General features: G+C 72.4%; 16 protein-coding genes. 10 read left to right on the top strand and 6 right to left on the bottom strand.

The window, feature by feature from the left end; genetic code table 11:
- The first annotated feature begins 58 nt into the window (after positions 1 to 58).
- Both BIU90_RS04060 and BIU90_RS04055 read left to right on the top strand, forming a co-directional pair.
- Entirely contained in the window at positions 59 to 1,678 is a 1,620-nt protein-coding gene (locus BIU90_RS04060; protein WP_083403690.1) for a phospho-sugar mutase, read from the top strand.
- Between the two features lie 429 nt (positions 1,679 to 2,107).
- Complete coding sequence (locus BIU90_RS04055; protein ID WP_139195099.1) at positions 2,108 to 2,863, top strand: hypothetical protein; 756 nt, start codon at positions 2,108 to 2,110, stop codon at positions 2,861 to 2,863.
- Positions 2,864 to 2,964: 101 nt separating this feature from the next.
- Here the strand turns inward: BIU90_RS04055 and BIU90_RS04050 are convergent, their stop codons facing one another.
- Both BIU90_RS04050 and BIU90_RS04045 read right to left on the bottom strand, forming a co-directional pair.
- The gene (locus BIU90_RS04050) at positions 2,965 to 4,746 is read right to left on the bottom strand and encodes a biotin carboxylase N-terminal domain-containing protein (RefSeq protein WP_071298962.1); all 1,782 of its coding nucleotides are present in this window, start codon (positions 4,744 to 4,746) and stop codon (positions 2,965 to 2,967) included.
- A 79-nt stretch (positions 4,747 to 4,825) separates the two neighbouring features.
- Positions 4,826 to 5,605 carry a nucleoside triphosphate pyrophosphatase gene (locus tag BIU90_RS04045; RefSeq protein WP_071298961.1) on the bottom strand — a complete coding sequence of 260 codons (780 nt, stop codon included), beginning with the start codon at positions 5,603 to 5,605 and terminating at the stop codon, positions 4,826 to 4,828.
- 14 nt (positions 5,606 to 5,619) lie between these two features.
- Here BIU90_RS04045 and BIU90_RS04040 point away from each other — a divergent pair, with 14 nt between their 5' ends.
- From BIU90_RS04040 to BIU90_RS04025, 4 genes are all read left to right on the top strand, one after another.
- Positions 5,620 to 6,879 (top strand): class I SAM-dependent RNA methyltransferase, encoded by a 1,260-nt coding sequence (locus BIU90_RS04040; protein ID WP_071298960.1) that lies wholly within the window; start codon positions 5,620 to 5,622, stop codon positions 6,877 to 6,879.
- Between the two features lie 132 nt (positions 6,880 to 7,011).
- Positions 7,012 to 7,689 (top strand): response regulator transcription factor, encoded by a 678-nt coding sequence (locus tag BIU90_RS04035; RefSeq protein ID WP_254786944.1) that lies wholly within the window; start codon positions 7,012 to 7,014, stop codon positions 7,687 to 7,689.
- A 37-nt stretch (positions 7,690 to 7,726) separates the two neighbouring features.
- On the top strand, positions 7,727 to 8,956 hold the full coding sequence (locus BIU90_RS04030; RefSeq protein WP_071299033.1) for a sensor histidine kinase: 1,230 nt from the start codon (positions 7,727 to 7,729) through the stop codon (positions 8,954 to 8,956).
- Entirely contained in the window at positions 8,953 to 10,023 is a 1,071-nt protein-coding gene (locus BIU90_RS04025; RefSeq protein ID WP_071298958.1) for a hypothetical protein, read from the top strand. Before BIU90_RS04030 ends, BIU90_RS04025 begins: the two co-directional genes overlap by 4 nt.
- Positions 10,024 to 10,845: 822 nt before the next feature.
- Here BIU90_RS04025 and BIU90_RS04020 read toward each other — a convergent pair.
- Both BIU90_RS04020 and BIU90_RS04015 read right to left on the bottom strand, forming a co-directional pair.
- Positions 10,846 to 11,100, bottom strand: coding sequence for an acyl-CoA carboxylase subunit epsilon (locus tag BIU90_RS04020; RefSeq protein WP_071298957.1), 255 nt, complete (start codon positions 11,098 to 11,100; stop codon positions 10,846 to 10,848).
- A gap of 10 nt (positions 11,101 to 11,110) precedes the next feature.
- A complete protein-coding gene (locus BIU90_RS04015; RefSeq protein ID WP_071298956.1) occupies positions 11,111 to 12,706 on the bottom strand; it encodes an acyl-CoA carboxylase subunit beta in 1,596 nt (531 codons plus the stop codon).
- 74 nt (positions 12,707 to 12,780) lie between these two features.
- On the opposite strand from BIU90_RS04015, the gene BIU90_RS04010 reads away from it, so the two are divergent.
- The 3 genes from BIU90_RS04010 to BIU90_RS04000 are packed head-to-tail and all read left to right on the top strand — an operon-like array spanning position 12,781 to position 15,560.
- Positions 12,781 to 13,665, top strand: coding sequence for a biotin--[acetyl-CoA-carboxylase] ligase (locus BIU90_RS04010; protein ID WP_083403676.1), 885 nt, complete (start codon positions 12,781 to 12,783; stop codon positions 13,663 to 13,665).
- Between the two features lie 4 nt (positions 13,666 to 13,669).
- Positions 13,670 to 14,218 carry a PH domain-containing protein gene (locus BIU90_RS04005; RefSeq protein ID WP_071298955.1) on the top strand — a complete coding sequence of 183 codons (549 nt, stop codon included), beginning with the start codon at positions 13,670 to 13,672 and terminating at the stop codon, positions 14,216 to 14,218.
- Between the two features lie 34 nt (positions 14,219 to 14,252).
- Positions 14,253 to 15,560 (top strand): UDP-glucose/GDP-mannose dehydrogenase family protein, encoded by a 1,308-nt coding sequence (locus BIU90_RS04000; protein WP_071298954.1) that lies wholly within the window; start codon positions 14,253 to 14,255, stop codon positions 15,558 to 15,560.
- A gap of 74 nt (positions 15,561 to 15,634) precedes the next feature.
- On the opposite strand, the gene BIU90_RS03995 is transcribed toward BIU90_RS04000, so the two are convergent.
- On the bottom strand, positions 15,635 to 16,810 hold the full coding sequence (locus tag BIU90_RS03995; RefSeq protein ID WP_071298953.1) for a glycosyltransferase: 1,176 nt from the start codon (positions 16,808 to 16,810) through the stop codon (positions 15,635 to 15,637).
- A gap of 91 nt (positions 16,811 to 16,901) precedes the next feature.
- Entirely contained in the window at positions 16,902 to 17,396 is a 495-nt protein-coding gene (locus tag BIU90_RS03990; RefSeq protein WP_071298952.1) for a GtrA family protein, read from the bottom strand.
- A 129-nt stretch (positions 17,397 to 17,525) separates the two neighbouring features.
- Between BIU90_RS03990 and BIU90_RS03985 the strand changes: the two genes are divergently transcribed.
- Positions 17,526 to 18,662 carry a 5-(carboxyamino)imidazole ribonucleotide synthase gene (locus BIU90_RS03985; RefSeq protein ID WP_071298951.1) on the top strand — a complete coding sequence of 379 codons (1,137 nt, stop codon included), beginning with the start codon at positions 17,526 to 17,528 and terminating at the stop codon, positions 18,660 to 18,662.
- Positions 18,663 to 18,690: the final 28 nt, after the last annotated feature.

Here is an 18,690-nt window from a genome sequence, read left to right as displayed (position 1 = left end):
GCGGGTCGTCACCTTCACCCCCGAGCAGTCCGAGATCCTCGGTGTTGCCCGTGCATGGATGGACCAGGACCGCGACGACCAGACCCGGGGTGAACTCGATGCGGTCGTACAACGAGCAAAGCGCGGCAACTCTGCCGCATTCGAAGAACTGCGGGAGCGGTTCGCCGGCCGGCTGCAGTTCGGCACCGCCGGGCTCCGTGCGGAGCTCGGGTGGGGGCCCCTGCGCATGAACCGCGTCGTCGTCTCCCAGGCGGCTGCCGGCCTCGCCCGGTTCCTCATCGACACCGGTCGGCAGCGCAGCGTCGTGATCGGCTACGACGGCCGGGTGAACTCCGACGTCTTCGCCCGTGACTCGGCCGAGGTCATGCGCGGCCTCGGGCTCGACGTCACGCTGCTGCCCTCGGCACTGCCCACGCCCGTTCTGGCGTTCGCCGTCCGGCACCTCGGCGTCGGCGCCGGCGTGATGGTGACGGCGAGCCACAACCCGCCGCGTGACAACGGCTACAAGGTGTACCTCGGCGGAGACGACGACGGCTCGCAGATCGTCCCGCCGGTCGACGGGCAGATCGCGGACGCCATCGAAGCGGTCGCTGCGTCGCCGCTGTCCGACCTCCCGCGTGCCACGGACTTCGCGGTGGCGGGTCCGGACCTGGCCGAGGCCTACGTGGCCGCGACGGCCGCGATCGTGCCGGCCCCGCGCCTCCCGGTCGACGCGCAGCCCAGCGTCGTCTACACGGCGATGCACGGCGTCGGGTGGCAGACCGCCCGCGCAGTCTTCGCCGCAGCCGGCTTCGCCGAGCCCGCGGTGGTCACCGAGCAGATCGAGCCCGACGGCGCGTTCCCCACGGTGTCGTTCCCGAACCCCGAAGAGCCCGGCGCGATGGACCTGGCGATCGCCCGCGGCGTCGCCGTGGGCGCGGACCTGGTCATCGCGAACGACCCGGACGCCGATCGCCTGGCGCTCGCGATCCCGGACGGCTCCGGCTCGTACCGACGACTCTCCGGCAACGAGGTCGGGTGGCTGCTCGGCTGGCGCGCGGCGTCGGACGCCGTCGCCGCGGGCCGCTCCGGGGTGCTCGCCGCGTCGATCGTGTCGTCCCCGGCGCTGTCTCGGGTCGCCGAGCGGCACGGGCTCGGGTACCGCGACACGCTGACCGGCTTCAAGTGGGTGTCCCGTGTGCCCGACCTGCTCTTCGGCTACGAAGAGGCGCTCGGCTACCTGGTCGACCCCGAGGTCGTCCGCGACAAGGACGGCATCTCGGCGGCCCTCGTGCTGCTCGACCTTGCGACGTCGCTCGCCGCGTCCGGGTCGAGCATCGCCGGGCAGCTCGACGCCTTCGCCGCGGAGTTCGGCGCGTTCGCCTCCGGGCAGGTGGCCACGCGCGTGGACGACCTCGCGCGCATCGGCACGATCATGCAGGCGCTCCGGGCGACGCCGCCGACGACGCTCGGTCCGCTGACCGTGCTGCGGTCGACGGACTACGCGGCCGGGGTCGACGGCTTCCCGCCGTCAGACATCCTGCGCTACGACCTGTCCGGCGATGCCCGCGTGATCATCCGGCCGAGCGGGACGGAGCCCAAGGTGAAGGTCTACATCGACACCGTGGCGGAGACCCCGGCCGCGGCGCAGGCCCTCGTCGAGGCCCTCGCCGACGCGGTGCGCCCCCGCGTGTCGTAGGGGCCGCGCGGCGGCGGCGGCGCCGGCCGGCTCCGCACCGCGTACCGGCTCCGCGCTTCGCACCCTGCCACGAACATCGCACCCCGTTGCCTCGGGGTGCGATGTCCGTGTGGGGGTGCGACGCGCTCCGCGTTCCTCCTCCACAGCCGCCTGGTGGATGGCGCGGTGCACAGATTCGTGTGATCGACCTCCGATGTTCGGCGGGATCGGGACGCTGGTCCCATGTCCATCACCGTCAGGTCAACCATCGGGATCGAGGCCGCAGCCGCAGCGGCCACTCGACGGTCCGCGGCGCGCGGCGACTTCGTCAGGATCAGACGCGGTCACTTCGCTGACTCTGCTGCGTGGAGCGCTGCGACCGTCGGTGACCGGCACCTCGCGCTCATCCACGCATCGCGAGCTGCACTCGATCACGGTCGCGGTCTCGTCGTGTCACACCGTTCCGCCGTCGCCCTGCACGGCCTGCCGTGGATCGGTCCGTTCGGCGGCCGGGTGTTCTTCGCTGATCCGTCGCGTGACCGAGGGCAGTCGAAGGGAGTCACCCGTCGAGTCGGTACGGCTGGTCGGGTCCCGGACACCGTACTCGTGGCAGGGATCCCGACGACGTCTCTCGCAGTCACCGCTGTCGACGTCGCACTGTCAGACCACCCCTGGCGTGCGGTCGCCGTGCTCGACGCGGTGCTGCGTCGCGGAGTGCCACACGCGGCCCTGGTTGCGGAACTCTCCGCCCGCGGAGCGCCTCGTGCACGACGCCGTGCATCTGAGCTCGTCGCCTTCGCGGACGCTGCAGCCGAGTCACCCGGCGAGAGCATCACCCGCTGGGGCGCGCACGTCCTCGGGACACCGACTCCGGTCCTCCAGCACGAGTTCGTCACGGACTGGGGCGGACAGGAGCGGGTCGACTTCTGGTTCCCGGAGTCGGGCACCGTGATCGAGTTCGACGGCGCGGCGAAGTACCGCGATCGGCGCCTCCGCCGTGGGCGTACGCCCGAGGAGGTCGTCGTCGAGGAGAAGCGACGCGAGGATGCCCTCCGTCGGAAGCGTGACGTGCACCACTTCGGCCGCGTGGTCTGGACCGACGCGATGCCCGGCGGGCAGCTCCCGCGGCGACTCCACGATGCGGGGGTCCCGCTCGGCCCGAAGTGGGGCGAAGCGTGGCGAGCTGCTGCGGATCGCACCCTGTGACGAACATCGCACCCCGGTGTGACGGGGTGCGATGTTCGTGTGGGGGTGCGACGCGGTCAGGCGGACGCGCCGCGCGCCAGCGCCGCGCGCCAGGGCAGCCGCTACGCGAGCTCGAGCAGGACGTGGCCGGACGAGATCGTCTGGCCGACGGGGGCGTTCAGCCCGGTGACGACGCCGTCCTTGTGGGCCTGCACGGGCTGTTCCATCTTCATGGCCTCGAGCACGACGAGCAGGTCGCCCTTCACCACGGTGTCACCCTCGGCGACCGCGAGCTTCACCACGGTGGCCTGCATCGGCGAGGTCACCGCGGCACCGGAGGACGCCAACCCGCCACGGACCGCCGAGGTACGGCGACGCGGGGGAGCGGAGGGACCGGCGGGACGTCGACCCGTGGCGCCGGCAGCGCCCCCGCCGACGATCGACGGCATGGTGACCTCGATGCGCTTGCCCTGGACCTCGACCACGACGGTGTCGCGCGACGCCGGAGCGGGCAGTTCCTCGGGGGAGCCGCTCCACGCCGGGATCTCGTTGACGAAGTCGGTCTCGATCCACTGCGTGTACACGCTGAACGGCTCGTCGTCGGAGGTCGCGAACGCCGGGTCGGACACCACGGCACGGTGGAACGGGATGACGGTGGGGAGCCCGGCGACCTCGAACTCGGCGAGGGCACGACGCGCGCGTTCCAGTGCCTCGGCGCGGGTCGCACCGGTGACGATGAGCTTCGCGAGCATCGAGTCGAACGAGCCGGACACCACGTCGCCGGACACGACGCCGGAGTCGACGCGGACGCCGGGGCCCGACGGGGCGTTGAACACGTGCACGGGACCGGGCGCCGGGAAGAAGTTGCGCCCGGCGTCCTCGCCGTTGATGCGGAACTCGAACGAGTGACCCCGCGGCGTGGGGTCGTCGTAGTCGAGCGTGCCGCCCTCGGCGATGCGGAACTGCTCGCGCACGAGGTCGATGCCGGTGACCTCTTCGGACACGCAGTGCTCGACCTGCAGGCGGGTGTTCACCTCGAGGAAGGACACGGTGCCGTCGGCCCCGATGAGGAACTCGCAGGTGCCCGCACCGACGTAGCCGACCTCACGCAGGATCGCCTTCGACGACTCGTACAGCCGGTCGTGCTGCGCGGGCGTGATGTACGGCGCAGGGGCCTCTTCGACGAGCTTCTGGTGGCGACGCTGCAGCGAGCAGTCGCGGGTGGAGACGATGACGACGTTGCCGTGCTCGTCGGCCAGGCACTGGGTCTCGACGTGGCGCGGCTTGTCGAGGTACTTCTCGACGAAGCACTCGCCACGACCGAACGCCGCGATCGCCTCGCGCGTCGCCGACTCGAAGAGCTCCTCGACCTGGTCGCGCGAGCGCACCACCTTGAGACCACGACCGCCACCGCCGAACGCGGCCTTGATCGCGACGGGCAGCCCGACCTGGTCGACGAAGTCGAAGACCTCGGAGACGTCCTGGACGGGCTCGATGGTCCCCGGAGCAAGCGGCGCGCCCACCTTCTCGGCCACGTGGCGTGCCGAGACCTTGTCGCCCAGCCGTTCGATGGATTCAGGCGACGGGCCGATCCAGACCAGCCCGGCGTCGATGACGGCGCGGGCGAAGTCGGCGTTCTCGGCCAGGAAGCCGTAGCCGGGGTGCACGGCATCGGCACCGGAGCGGCGGGCGACCGAGATGATCTTGTCGATCACCAGGTAGGTGTCCGCGCTGGTGGTGCCGTTCAGCGCGTACGCCTCGTCAGCGAGGCGGGCGTGCAGGGCGTCACGGTCCTGGTCGGCGTAGACCGCGACCGAGGCCTTTCCAGCATCGCGGGCCGCGCGGATGATGCGGACGGCGATCTCGCCGCGGTTCGCGATGAGGACCTTGCTGATACGGGGCATGGTAAGTCAGCGTATTCGTGCTGCGGGAGCACGAATTGACCGGCATCCACAAAGAACGACGCCGAACCAGTGTGGATGTCTACAGTGCCCAGAGGTCGTGCCACCGGACGCCGAACCCCTGCAGCAGCATCGTGCGGAGCACCGGGAGTGACAGCCCGACGACGGCCGAGGGTGCACCGTCGATCCGGGTGATGTACGCGGCCGCCCGGCCGTCGATGGTGAACGCGCCGGCCACCTCGAGGGGCTCACCCGTCGCCACGTAGGCGTCGATCTCGTCCGCCGACACGTCGTCGGCGAAGGTCAGCACCGCGCTGTCCACGGCGACCACGCGGTCGCCGTCCACGGCGAGTGCGGATCCGCCGGGCGCGACGTCGCTGACCGCACCGGCCCACGGCCCGAGACCGGCGCCGGGACGGACGGGAGGCTCGGTGCGGGCTGGATCCGAGCCTCCAGGCCGGTGGGTGGTGGGGTCCAGGTCCCGGCGCCGGTCGACGACGCAGTGCCCGCTCCACAGCGTCCCGCCGCCGGCGGCCAGCATCTGCCGCCAGCGGTTCCGGGCGACCTCGGGGTCGTGGGGCTTGCCGTACAGCTGCCCGTCGACCTCGAATGCGGAGTCGCCCCCGAAGACGATGCCGTCGACCGGTGACCCCGCGACGGCCGCGTCCGCGACGGCCGACACCTTCGCGACCGCGAGCAGCGACACGAGCTCCGGACCGGTCAGGGCGCGCCCGAGCGTCTGGGCGGCGGCTGCGGCCGCGGCGTCCTCGTCGACCCCCGGGGCGACGAGGACCGGCTCGATCCCGGACTGGGCGAGGAGCGCGCGGCGGGCGGGGGAGGTACTCGCGAGGTACAGACGCATGGGAACATCGAACCATGGGTGAATCCGTCGGAACGCTGCTCGAGCTCGACATCACCGGGATCGCCCACGGGGGCATCTCGGTCGCACGACACGACGGCCGCGTGGTCTTCGTCTCGGACGCGATCCCCGGGGAGCGGGTCGTCGCGCGGGTGACCGAGGACCGCAAGAAGTCGTTCTGGCGCGCCGACACCGTGAGCGTCATCACGCCGAGCGAGCACCGCGTGGACCACGTCTGGCCGGAGGCCGGTCTCGATCGCGACCCCGCCGTCCGCCCGGGAGGCGCCGAGTTCGGGCACATCGCCCTCGCACACCAGCGCACGCTCAAGCACGACGTCCTGGTCGACTCCTTCTCCCGTTTCGCGCACCTGGACCTGGCCGAGGTGCTCGGTCACGACGTCGTGGTCGAGGCCGCGCCGGGTGACGACGCCGTGAACGGCCTCGGCTGGCGCACCCGCGTCCGTCTGCACGTCGACGAGGACGGCACAGCCGGTCCGTTCGCCGCCCGGTCGCACGACGTCGTCCCGGTGCAGTCGCTGCCGCTGGCCACCGCGGCGGTGCAGCAGATCGCGCCGCTCGGCCGCGGTGCGATGCCCGGTGCGTCGGTCGTGGACGTCCTCGCGCCGAGCGACGCCGGTGCGGCACGCCTGGTCATCGACGACCAGAAGCCGACGGTCGTCACCGAGACCGCCGGCGAACGGACGTTCCAGGTCGACGACACCGGGTTCTGGCAGGTGCACCACGCCGCCGCGGCCGTGCTGACAGAGGCGGTGCAGGACCTGGTCGACCGTGAGCGACTCGACCCCGAGGGTGCGCACCTGGACCTGTACGGCGGTGTCGGGCTCCTCGCCGCAGCGCTCGGGGACCTGGTCGGCCCCAAGGCCCGCATCACGAGCGTCGAGAGCTCGAGCCGTGCGACCGAGCACGCGCAGGAGAACCTGTCGGAGTGGATCGGTGCCCGCGCGGAGACCGCCCGCGTCGACCGGTGGCTGTCCCGGACGGCGTCCACGGCGTCGCCCACCGAGAAGCAGCGCTTCCGGGCGGGCACGGTCGTGCTCGACCCGCCCCGCGCCGGAGCGGGTCGCGAGGTCGTCGTGCAGGTGGCCGCACTGCAGCCCGCACAGGTCGTGTACGTCGCCTGCGACCCGGTCGCGTTGGCCCGGGACGTCGCCACGTTCGCCGATCTGGGCTACCGGCTCGAAGCGCTCCGGGCCTTCGACCTGTTCCCCCACACGCACCACATGGAGGCCGTGGCGCGACTCGTCCCCATCGCCTGATCGGGGGGCGTCGGAGGCCGACCGACTGGGTATTGTTGGTTGCTGACGGCAACCCGGTTTCAGGGGCCGGGCCCGTCGGAACGAGAGGTCACCGTGCCAGCAGAAACGACCACCACAGCAGGGACGACCGGAGTGGCCACCAGGCCCGTCCGCGTCGCGATCGTCGACGACCACGAGTCCGTGCGTCTCGGGATCCAGGCGGCGTGCCAGAACGAGGGGTTCGAGGTCGTGCTGACCGCGGCGAGCGTGCCGGAGTACATCCGGGACCTCGACGGGCGCGAGGTCGACGTCGTGGTCCTCGACCTGTCGCTGGGCGACGGCTCGACCGTCACCGAGAACGTCAAGGGCGTCCAGGGCACCGGCTCCGCCGTCCTGGTCCACAGCATCGCCGACCGGGTGGCGAACGTGCGTGAGGCACTGGCGGCAGGGGCCGCCGGGGTCATCCCGAAGTCGTCCGCGACCAAGACCGTGATGGCAGCCGTCGCCACGGTGGCACGGGGTGACGTGCTGAACAACCTCGAGTGGGCGAGCGCCATCGACGCGGACCGGGACTTCGCCAAGGCGCAGCTCGGCCGTCGAGAACGCGAGATCCTGCACCTCTACGCATCGGGCCTGCCGCTCAAGCTCGCGGCCCAGCAGCTCGGCATCGGGTACTCCACCGCGCGTGAGTACCTCGACCGCATCCGCGTGAAGTACGTCGAGGTCGGGCGTCCCGCGCCGACCAAGGTCGACCTGCTCCGGCGTGCGGTCGAGGACGGCATCCTGCCGGGCCTGGACTCGGGCATCGACCCCGACGCCGACGGGCGCTGAGCCCCACCATGTGCCGTCCACGCACGGCAGCGGTCCGATGACGACCGAGGTCGCGCCGTTCGGGGCAGACCCGGCGCGCAACGTCCGGGCGACGGTGTCGCAGGCCTCGGTCGAGCGTGCGTTCGCGATCCTGTTGGCGGTGTTCGCCCTCGGGTTCGGTGCGACGAACGTCTCGCAGGTCGTCGCGCAGCTGCCGTTCCTCGACCCCGTCGCCGGGGTCGTGCTGCCGTGCGTGCTCGCGGTGTCCTTCGTCCTGGTCGGTGTCTCCGTCTTCGTCCGACGGCTCGTGCAGCCGGCGCAGATCGCGACGGCGCTGCTGTTCCTCGTCGTGCTGGTGCTCTGGCCGTTCACGGTGGTCCGACCGCTCGAGGCGCAGCAGCCGTGGCCCTGGTGGGTGTGCAACGTCGGGACGGTCGCCGCGGCGATGGGCTTCGCGACGTGGCGTGCGGTCGTGTACACCGCGGTCGTGCCGGTGGTCTACGCGCTCATCCGCATCGCCCCGACCGGCGGCGACGTCGGCGTGCTCCGGGCGGTCCTCGACGGCACGTACATCGGCATCCTCGGCGGTGCGGCCCTCGTGCTCATCGTCATCCTCCGCCGGGCCGCGGCAACGGTGGACACCGCCCAGGCGACCGCGGTCCGGCGCTACGCCCACGCGATCCGCGAGCACGCCACCGAGGTCGAACGCATCCAGGTCGACGCGATCGTGCACGACAGCGTGCTGACGACGCTGCTGTCGGCCGCGCGGACCGACACCCAGGACGCCCGGACGTTGGCGGCGCGGATGGCCCGCAACGCCATCGACCACCTCGCCGCCGCGGCCGACGCCCCGGGGGACGGCCCTCCGGTGTCGCTGACCGAGCTGCGCGACCGCGTGACGCACGCCGTGACGGGGCTGGCGGCCCCGGTGACGGTCCGGCCCGGTCATCGGTCCTCGGCTTCGGCCACGGCCACGGTCCCGGCCGTCGTCGCCGACGCGTTGGCGTCCGCCGCGGTGCAGGCCGCCGTGAACAGCGTGCAGCACGCCGGGCAGACGGCGTCGCGCTGGGTGACGATGGAGCACACCGCCGGCGTCGTCCGCATCGAGGTCTGCGACGACGGCTCGGGCTTCGACCAGGACGCCATCCCCGCCGAGCGGCTGGGCGTCCGACGGTCCATCCTGGAGCGCGTCGTCTCGGCCGGGGGCACCGCGACCATCCACACGACGCCCGGATCCGGCACGCACGTCGTGCTGACCTGGCCGGCTCCGGACGAGGCAGCACGGTGAAGGTCTCCGTCCCCGCGGGCATCGCCACCGGTCTCGCCGCGCTGTTCTCGGTCTACCACCTCGTGCTCGGGCTGACGGCGTTGCCCGGCGCGAGCGACATGGGCCCAGCGATCGCGTGCATGGCGCTGTACGTGGCCGCCACCGGGACGGCGCTGTTCCTGCGGGCGCAGGCTCTGCCGGTGTGGTCCGCGTGCTTCGCGCTCGCGACGGCGATCGCGATGCCCGTCGTGGCCGCGCCCGTGGTCGACCCCGGTGACGAGGCCAGCTACGCCACGTGGTGGGTGGCAGCGATCGGGACGCTCATGACGATCCTGGTCGTGCGGCAGCGTGCCCCCTTCGCCTGGGCCGGCGTGCTGTTCCTGACCGTCTTCGTCGCCGTGTGGGCCGGGCCGGGTTCGCTCAGCAAGCTCGGCGTGGTCGGCAGCCTGTCGTGGGTCGCGATCGCCACCGCCTTCGCCGCGGCGATGAACCGGGCGACGCGCATCACTCGGGACTTCATGCGCGCCGAGCAGGAGACCGCGGACTGGCAGGCGGCGCAGGACGCCCACGTCTTCGAGCGGCAGTTCCGGCTGAGCCAGACCACGCGGATGGCGCTGCCGATGCTCCAGCGCATCATCGACTCCTGCGGGGACCTCACCGACGACGAGCGCGAGGAGTGCCTGCACCTGGAGCAGGCCATCCGCGACGAGATCCGAGGTCGCTCTCTGCTCTCCGACGACGTCCGTGACGAGGTCATGCGGCTGCGCCGACGGGGAGCGGTGGTGCAGCTGCACGACGACGGTGGGCTCGACGAGCTCGAGGTCGACGACCTGCGTCGCATCCACCTGCACCTGGCCGACGCGCTCCGACAGGCGCACGACGCCGACAACGTGATCGTGCGGACGGTGCCCGAGGGGTCCGGTGCGGCGGTCACCGTCGTGGGGTTGCGCCTCGACCTGGCGGCGAGCGAGTCGGCGGCGCTCGGGGCCGGGCTCGGCGAGGACGAGGACGAGGACGACGACGAGGACGGTGACGGGGACGACTCTGTGGCGCTCTGGCTCGAGATCCCGCGGCACGAGACCGCCTGACCAGCGCGCGACGGTGCCGACGCGGCGCGGCGCGGCGGCCGTGGTCAGCGTGGCGGCGGTGGTCGCCGTGGGCTCGGGCGGCTCGAACGGCTCGAACGACTCGAGCGACTCGAGCGACTCGAACGACTCGGGCGGGGCGAGCGACTCGGGCGACACCGTCGAAGTCGTACGACAGCGGGGATGTCGCGCGGCACGGAGTCGGCGTCGCTCCGTCCGACGGAACGACACCGTCGATGTCGTACGACAGCGGGGATGTCGCGCGGCACGGCGGCCCGGCGAGCGGCGGCCCGGCGCCCGACGCCCGGCGCACGCGACCGTGCCAGCCCGGGAACGGGGGACGGCCGGGAACGGGGGACGGCCGGAAACGGGGAACGGGCCGGTCGGAGATCCGACCGGCCCGTTCACGACCCGAGGCAGAGCGACAACCCGAATATCGCCCTGGCTCGCATTGGACGATGGCGTCGTACCCTAGTCGGCCACCGTCCGGCGATGCTCTTCGTTGAAGGACACCGAACACGAACTACTATGCCGACACGGACGACAGGTGTCAGTCGTCATTATGGGGGACAATTCGGCCCGTTTCGACGCCGTTCCGGAGATCCTGACCCCCGATCGAGGGGAGACGGACCCGGAAGTGCACCCTGCAACGCCGATACCGGGGAGGATCCGAGGGGTACATGGTCGCACGATGCATCATCGGACCGGAAGGGGCGGTCCCCAGGCATGCGGACCACCGCAACGGCCCGCAACGGCCGCGCTACCGCAACGGCCGCGCTACCGCAACGGCCGCGCTACCCCAACGACCGCCCCCGGCGGCGACCGCTACCGCAACGACCGCGACCAGGCGCCCCGGCCGGACGGCAGCGTCCCCCGGAGTCCGCGCGCCGAGGCGTCCCACGACGCCCGCGGCGAGACCTCGATCCGCGCACGACCCGCGGCGGCGGCCTCGTCGGCCTGCCGCTGCAGGACAGCGACGACCGCGGCGAGCTCCTCGGGCGTGGGCTCACCGGACACCACACGGACGTCCGCGACCGATGCGGGCTCGTCCGCGGGGACGGCGGCTGCGTGCTTGGCCATCAGCGCACCGTCACAGCGGGATGTTGCCGTGCTTCTTCGGCGGCAGCGACGCGCGCTTGCCCCGGAGTGCACGGAGGGCCTTGATGACGGACACGCGGGTGGCGTGCGGCTGGATGATGCCGTCGAGCTCCCCGCGTTCGGCTGCCAGGTACGGCGAGGCCACGTTGTACGTGTACTCGTTCGCCAGGCGGGAGCGCACGGCGGCGACGTCCTCGCCGGCGTCCTCGGCGCGCTTGATCTCGGACCGGTACAGGATGTTGACCGCGCCCTGGCCGCCCATCACCGCGATCTCGGCGGTCGGCCACGCGAGGTTGATGTCCGCGCCGAGCTGCTTCGAGCCCATCACGATGTACGCGCCGCCGTAGGCCTTGCGCGTGATGACGGTGACGAGGGGGACGGTGGCCTCGGCGTAGGCGTACAGCAGCTTCGCGCCGCGGCGGATGACCCCGGTCCACTCCTGGTCGGTGCCGGGCAGGTAGCCGGGCACGTCGACGAGGGTCAAGATCGGGATGCCGAACGCGTCGCAGAACCGCACGAAGCGGGCGGCCTTCTCGCCGGCGTCGATGTTGAGCGTGCCGGCCATCGCCTGCGGCTGGTTCGCGATGATGCCGACCGTGCGGCCCTCGACCCGGCCGAACCCGATGAGGATGTTCGGCGCGAAGAGCGGCTGCACCTCCAAGAAGTCGCCGTCGTCGACGACGTGCTCGATGATCTGCGTGACGTCGTACGGCTGGTTCGTCGAGTCCGGGATGACGAGGTCGAGCTCGCGGTCGGCGTCGGTGGTCTCGAGCTCCGGGCCGACGTCGTACGCCGGGGCGTCGGAGAGGTTGTTGTCCGGCAGGAAGCCGATGAGCGAGCGCGCGTAGTCGAGCGCGTCGGACTCGTCCTCGGCCAGGTAGTGCGCGACCCCGGAGACCGCGTTGTGCGTCTGCGCGCCGCCGAGTTCCTCGAAGCCGACGTCCTCGCCGGTGACGGTCTTGATGACGTCGGGGCCGGTGACGAACATGTGGCTGGTCTTGTCGACCATGATCACGAAGTCGGTGAGTGCCGGGGAGTACACGGCGCCGCCGGCTGCCGGGCCCATGACGATGGAGATCTGCGGGATGACCCCGGACGCCTGGGTGTTGAGGCGGAAGATCTCGCCGTACTTGCCGAGGGCGACGACGCCCTCCTGGATGCGTGCCCCGCCGGAGTCGAGGATGCCGATGATCGGCACGCCGGTCTTCAGCGCGTGCTGCATGACCTTGATGATCTTCTCGCCGGCGACCTCGCCGAGCGACCCGCCGAAGACGGTGAAGTCCTGCGCGTAGACCGCGACCTGGCGGCCGTGGATCGTGCCGAAGCCGGTGACGACCGCGTCGCCGTAGGGGCGCTTGGCGTCCATGCCGAAGGCGGTGGTGCGGTGCCGGACGAACTCGTCGAGCTCGACGAAGGAGTTCTCGTCGAGGAGCTGTTCGATGCGCTCGCGCGCCGTGGTCTTGCCCTTGGCGTGCTGCTTCGCGATGGCGGCTTCGCCAGCGGCGGTCACGGCTTCGTGGTACCGCACGCGGAGGTCGGCGAGCCGGCCGGCCGTCGTGGAGAGATCGGGGGTGTCGCCTTGAGTCACCCGCTCACCCTACCGGGGGACGCACAGCCGACGGTTGGAGGACCCCCACGGTTCCTGCCCGTACATTTGCGTGCATGTCCACACCCGCCCTGCCGCGTTCCCGTGCCGCCGTCGTGTCCGCCGGAGCCGTCCTGGACGTCCGACCGCGCACGGGGTCCACGAACGCCGACCTGCTCGCCGCCGCCCCGGACCTGGCCGACGGCAGCGTGGTGGTGACGCTCGACCAGACCGCCGGCCGCGGACGGCTCGACCGGACGTGGACCGCGCCGGCCGGCAAGACCCTGGCGGCGAGCCTGCTGGTCCGGGCAGCGCTCGACGACCGGGACCGCGGGTGGCTGCCCCTGGTCGCCGGAGCGGCGATGTGCGACGCGGTGCGCGCGGCCCTTCAGCCGGCGCAGGGTGACGCGACGGACGAGGCGGACCCGAGCCGAGCCTCCCGACCGGACGGACCGGGACGACCGGACGGACCGGGACGACCGGACCAGCCGGAACGGGTGCTGGTGAAGTGGCCCAACGACGTCCTGGTGGACGGCAGGAAGGTGTGCGGCATCCTCTGCCAGGTCGCCGCCGACGGCTCCGTCGTCGTCGGCGTGGGCGTGAACCTGACGATCCCCGCAGACCGCCTGCCCACCCCGACGTCGACGTCGCTGGCAGTCGCCGGCGCCGCCGGATCCGCGCCCGACCTGGCCGACGCGGTCCTGTCGGCCTTCGTCACGGGCGTCCGGGAGGCCGTGGTCGCCCTGGCCGCTGGCGGTGCGGACGCCGAGGCGGTCCGGTCCGACGTCCGCGCCCGGTGCGGCACGATCGGCGCGCGCGTGCGGTTGGAGCTGCCCGACGGCAGCGCCGTCGAGGCCGACGCCGTCGGCATCGACGACACCGGTCGTATCACGATCCGGGATCGGGACGGCGCCACCAGGGGCGTCGCCGTGGGGGACGTCACCCACCTGCGGTATGCCTGACGCCATGACCGCCGAGCCGCCGCCGGAACGCGTGGTCGCCCGACTCCGGCCGCATGCTCGGAGCCTGGTGCGACCGGCGGTGTTCGTCGTGCTCGTCGCCGTGGCCGGCGGGTTCGGCTTCGGGGTGTTCCAGGCGCAGTTCGCGTGGGTCAACGTGGTGATCGCCGTGCTCGTCGTCGTGCTCGTGCTGTTCGGCGGGATCGTGCCGCTGGTGCGGTGGTTGACGCAGCGCTACGTGCTCACCACCCGGCGCCTGGTCGTGGTGCGCGGCCTCGGGACCCGGACCCGCCAGGAACTGCTGCACGCACGGGGGTACGACGTGACCGTGCGTCGTCGGGGACTGCAAGGGCTGTTCCGCTCCGGCGACGTCCTCGTGTTCCCCGGGGACGACCCCGCCGTGGTGCTCGCCGACGTGCCGCACGCCGACCTGGTCGTCGCGGTCCTGCACGACCTGGTCGAGACGTACGAGGCGCGCCGGCGTCACCGGGAGCCCGACTGGGACGAGATCGTCGGGGGAGCGGACCGGCCGCCGTGGGGCGAGACGCGACGGTAGCGTCCGGGCGCGTTCGACCCGCTACCGTCGAGGGGTGAAGATCTCCGTCATCGGCTGCGGGTACCTCGGTGCCGTGCACGCCGCCTCCATGGCCAAGCTCGGGCACGACGTGGTCGCCGTCGACGTCGACCCGGTCCGGATCGAACGGCTCGCCGCGGGTGACGCCCCCTTCTTCGAACCCGGGCTGCCGGAGATCCTGACCGAGGCGCTGGCCTCCGGTCGGCTCCGCTTCACCACCGACACCGCCGAGGTCGCCGGCGCCCGCGTGCACTTCCTGGCCGTCGGGACGCCGCAGGGGCCGACCGGTGCCGCCGACGTGACGTACGTCGACGCGGCGGTCGCCGGCCTGGTCCCGCACCTGTCCGACGGGGACTTCGTCGTCGGCAAGTCCACCGTGCCCGTCGGCACCGCTGCACGGCTCGCCGCCGAGGTCACCGCCGTGGTCCCGGGGGCGACGCTCGTGTGGAACCCGGAGTTCCTGCGCGAGGGCTTCGCGGTGCGGGACACGATCTCGCCCGACCGCCTGGTCTACGGCGTGCCGTCCGGCCCCGCGGGGCAGGCAGCCGTCGCCGCGCTCGACGAGGTCTACGCCGCCACCCTCGCCGACGGCACCCCGCGCCTGGTGGTCGACCTGGCCACCGCCGAGCTCGTCAAGGTCAGCGCGAACGCGTTCCTGGCGACGAAGATCTCGTTCATCAACGCCATGGCCGAGATCGCAGAGGTCGTCGGCGCCGACGTCACCGCGCTCGCGGACGCGATCGGCCACGACGAGCGGATCGGGCGGAAGTTCCTGAACGCGGGACTCGGCTTCGGCGGCGGGTGCCTGCCGAAGGACATCCGCGCGTTCCGAGCCCGGGCAACCGAGCTCGGCGTGGGGGAGTCCCTCGACTTCCTGGCCGACGTCGACGCGATCAACCTGCGGCGCCGGGCCCACGTCGTCACCCTCGCGCAGGAGCTGCTCGGTGACGTCCTCGCCGGCAAGCGGGTCGGGGTGCTCGGGCTGGCCTTCAAGCCGAACTCCGACGACGTCCGCGACTCGCCCGCCCTGGACATCGCGGACCGCCTGCGCGAACTCGGTGCGACCGTGAGCGCGTACGACCCGCAGGCGAACGGGACCGCGGCCCGGGTCCGTCCGGAACTGGACTACGTCGGCTCGGTCGACGCCGCGGTGCAGGACGCCGACCTGGTGCTGGTCCTGACGGAGTGGACCGAGTTCCGCCAGCTCGACCCGACCGCGGTGGCGTCGCTCGTGCGGGATCGGGTCGTCATCGACGGCCGGAACGTCCTGGACCGCGACGCCTGGACGGCCGCCGGGTTCACCGTGCGCGGGATGGGGCGCTAGCCGACCCGCTGCCGCCCTGGCGCCCGAGCGGTCCTTCCGTCCGAGGCCTCGGACCGGACGATGGGGCGTCGTGCTCAGCCGACCGCGTCGTGGAGCACGGCGCGGTAGCGTTCGCCGATCACCGTCCCGGAGAACGCCGCAGCAGCGGTCGTCGCCGCGGCACCGAAGCGATCGCGTGCTGCGCTGTCGGTGAGCACCCGGCGCACCGCCGCGGTCAGCGCCGCGATGTCGCCCGGGGGCACCAACAGGCCGGACACGCCATCGACGACGACGTCCCGGATCCCGGGCAGGTCGCTCGCCACGATCCCGGCACCGACCGCCGCCGCCTCGAGCAGGGTGACCGGGAGGCCCTCCTGGTCGCCGTTCTCCGCGGGCACGGAGGGCACCACGACGACGGTGGCCGACGCGAGGGCGGCGAGCACCTCGGTCTTCCCCCGCTGGCCGAGGAACGTCACGGGGAGGCCGTCGGCCTGGCGCTGCAGCCGTGCCCGCCAGGGGCCGTCACCGATCATGACGAGTTCCCAGGGGACGTCACCGATGGTCCGCAGCGCTTCGACCAGGAGGCCGAACCCCTTCTTCTCGACCAGGCGACCGACGGCCACCACCCGACCCGGCCGACGGTCGACGCGCGCGCGAGCCAGTGCAGCTGGTGCCAGGTCGACACCCATCGGCACGACGCTCGACCGCGCCTCCGGGACGCCCCAGTCGGTGAGCTGCTCCCGCATCTCTCCGTTCACCGTGGTGACGTGGGCAGCGCGGCCCAGGACCCAGCGTTTGAGCCGGACGAGGGGGGCGGCGCGGAGTGCGTACACGTCCCCACCGTGGGTGGTGACGACGAGCGGGACACGTCGTGCCGCGAGCGCGGCGACGAGACCCTGGGGGACCAACCAGTGCGCGTGGACGACGTCAGGGCGGAACGTCCGGACAGCACGTCGCACTGCGAGGTACTGGGCGACGAGCAGTGCGGGCACCTGCAGGAACCGGGTCCGTCGCTCCCGGAGGTTGTCGAGGATCGCACCGTGCGCCAGGTCCTCGAACGCTCGGGGGAAGTAGGGGAAACGGACGACCCTGATGCCGTCGACGACCTCGGTCTGGCGAGCGTCGGGGACCCGGGGAGTGAGCACGACCGTCTCGAAGTCGAGCGCCTCCTGCCGTGCGAGGTCGAGGACGAACGCGGGGACGCCGTCGTCCGCGTGCGCGGGGAAGGTGGATGCGAGCACGAGCAGTCGTGGCCGGGCACGGTGGGTCATGGGCCTCCGTCGGTGGGTTGTGCACCTGCCGACGGGCAGTCGCACGGCACGGGTCGGGGTCGCCGCGAGCCTACCGGGTGCCGTGCGTCGGTCAGACGGACGAGTGCTCCGGGGTCGAGGACACGCCGTCGCCCTGGTGCTGACCGGACGCGTCACCCGTGACCCGGTCGGGGTGGTACACCCAGACGCGGTAGAGCCAGAAGCGGAAGGCCGTCCCCAGCACGAGGCCGATGACGTTCCCCGACACGTTGTCGGCGAGGGCCGAGGTGAAGCCGAGCAGGTAGTGGGAGACCCCCAGGCAGCCGAGCGAGATCGCCATGCCGCCGAGGGACACGACGATGAACTCCAGGCCCTCGCGGGTGGCGACGTCACGGCGCTGGTCGCGGAACGTCCAGTAGCGGTTCCCCATCCAGTTGACGAAGATGGCGACCGTGGTCGAGATCACCTTCGCGATGACCGGGCCCGCCTGGTGGTCCTCCGGGCCGAACACGGTCGCGCGCAGCACGTTGAACAGCACGGTGTCCACGACGAACCCGACGGCTCCGACGACGCCGAACCGGGCCAGCTGCGCGATGAGTCGCCGCACGGTGCCTCCTGGTGTCCGTAGAGTTGACCCGACCGCCCGGCCGGGCGGTGGTGCTGCCGTGGCAGCCTCCGAGATTGTAGACGAGTGCCGCCTCCCGGGACGTGGGAAGGCACGGAAGGAACGTTCAGCATGACCCTGCGCGTCGGCGTGATCGGTGGCGGACAGCTCGCTCGGATGATGGTGCCGGCGGCGGTGGAGCTCGGGGTCGACATCCGGGTCCTGGCCGAAGGACCGGACATGTCCGCGGGGATCGCGGCGACGGCCGAGGGCGACTACCACGACACCGACACGGTGCTGTCCTTCGCGCGCGACGTGGACGTCGTGACCTTCGACCACGAGCACGTGCCCCAGGACGTCCTCCGTGCGCTCGTCGACGCCGGCGTCGACGTCCACCCGGGACCCGACGCGCTCGCGGTCGCGCAGGACAAGATCGTGATGCGCCAGCGGCTGTCCGACCTCGGGGTGCCGGTGCCGGACTGGGCCGCCGTGCAGGACGCCGACGCGCTCGCCGCGTTCATCGCCGAGCACGGTGGTCGCGCCGTCGTCAAGACCGCACGGGGTGGCTACGACGGCAAGGGCGTCCGCGTCGTGACCGACCCGTCCGAGGTCGAGGACTGGTTCACCGCGGTGGCCGAGGCCGGCGGCGACCAGGCCCTGCTCGTCGAGGAGCTCGTGCCGTTCACGCGCGAACTCGCCCAGTCCGTGGCACGACGTCCCTCGGGCGAGGTGGCCGCCTGGCCGCTGGTCGAGACCGTGCAACGCGACGGCGTCTGCGCCGAGGTGATCGCCCCGGCCCCGGACAGCGCCGGTCGTCTCGCGGACACGGCCGAGTCGCTCGCCGTGCGCATCGCCGAGGAACTGGGGGTGACCGGGGTGCTCGCCGTCGAGCTGTTCCAGACCGGTGACGAGCGGATCCTGGTCAACGAGCTCGCGATGCGTCCGCACAACACCGGGCACTGGTCGATCGACGGCGCCACGACGAGCCAGTTCGAGCAGCACCTCCGCGCAGTTCTCGACCTGCCCCTCGGGGCCACGGGTGCGCACGCCCCGCACGCGGTCATGGTGAACGTGCTCGGGGGACCGGCCGACGGCGACCTCGCGGGGCGGTACCCCGACGCGCTCGCGGCGTTCCCCGAGGCGAAGTTCCACTTCTACGGCAAGGCACCGCGACCGGGGCGGAAGATCGGCCACGTCACGGTCGTCGGGGACGACGTCGACGACGTCGTCTACCGGGCCCGCGCAGCGGCAGCCCACTTCGACGACTGAGCGGACGGCCTCCTCATCGGGTGCCACC

Origin of the sequence: Curtobacterium sp. MCBA15_001, from assembly GCF_001864835.1 — a bacterium.
GTDB lineage: Bacteria > Actinomycetota > Actinomycetes > Actinomycetales > Microbacteriaceae > Curtobacterium.
Note: the sequence above shows the minus strand (reverse complement) of the source record. Positions and strands in the feature narration are given on the sequence as shown.

What these genes read in the sequence shown, in the direction of transcription:
- BIU90_RS04060 (WP_083403690.1), top strand. Translation starts at nt 59, where the DNA reads ATGGACCAGGACCGCGACGACCAGACCCGGGGTGAACTCGATGCGGTC.
- BIU90_RS04050 (WP_071298962.1), bottom strand. Translation starts at nt 4,746, where the DNA reads ATGCCCCGTATCAGCAAGGTCCTCATCGCGAACCGCGGCGAGATCGCC.
- BIU90_RS04045 (WP_071298961.1), bottom strand. Translation starts at nt 5,605, where the DNA reads ATGCGTCTGTACCTCGCGAGTACCTCCCCCGCCCGCCGCGCGCTCCTC.
- BIU90_RS04040 (WP_071298960.1), top strand. Translation starts at nt 5,620, where the DNA reads ATGGGTGAATCCGTCGGAACGCTGCTCGAGCTCGACATCACCGGGATC.
- BIU90_RS04030 (WP_071299033.1), top strand. Translation starts at nt 7,727, where the DNA reads ATGACGACCGAGGTCGCGCCGTTCGGGGCAGACCCGGCGCGCAACGTC.
- BIU90_RS04020 (WP_071298957.1), bottom strand. Translation starts at nt 11,100, where the DNA reads ATGGCCAAGCACGCAGCCGCCGTCCCCGCGGACGAGCCCGCATCGGTC.
- BIU90_RS04010 (WP_083403676.1), top strand. Translation starts at nt 12,781, where the DNA reads ATGTCCACACCCGCCCTGCCGCGTTCCCGTGCCGCCGTCGTGTCCGCC.
- BIU90_RS04005 (WP_071298955.1), top strand. Translation starts at nt 13,670, where the DNA reads ATGACCGCCGAGCCGCCGCCGGAACGCGTGGTCGCCCGACTCCGGCCG.
- BIU90_RS03995 (WP_071298953.1), bottom strand. Translation starts at nt 16,810, where the DNA reads ATGACCCACCGTGCCCGGCCACGACTGCTCGTGCTCGCATCCACCTTC.
- BIU90_RS03985 (WP_071298951.1), top strand. Translation starts at nt 17,526, where the DNA reads ATGACCCTGCGCGTCGGCGTGATCGGTGGCGGACAGCTCGCTCGGATG.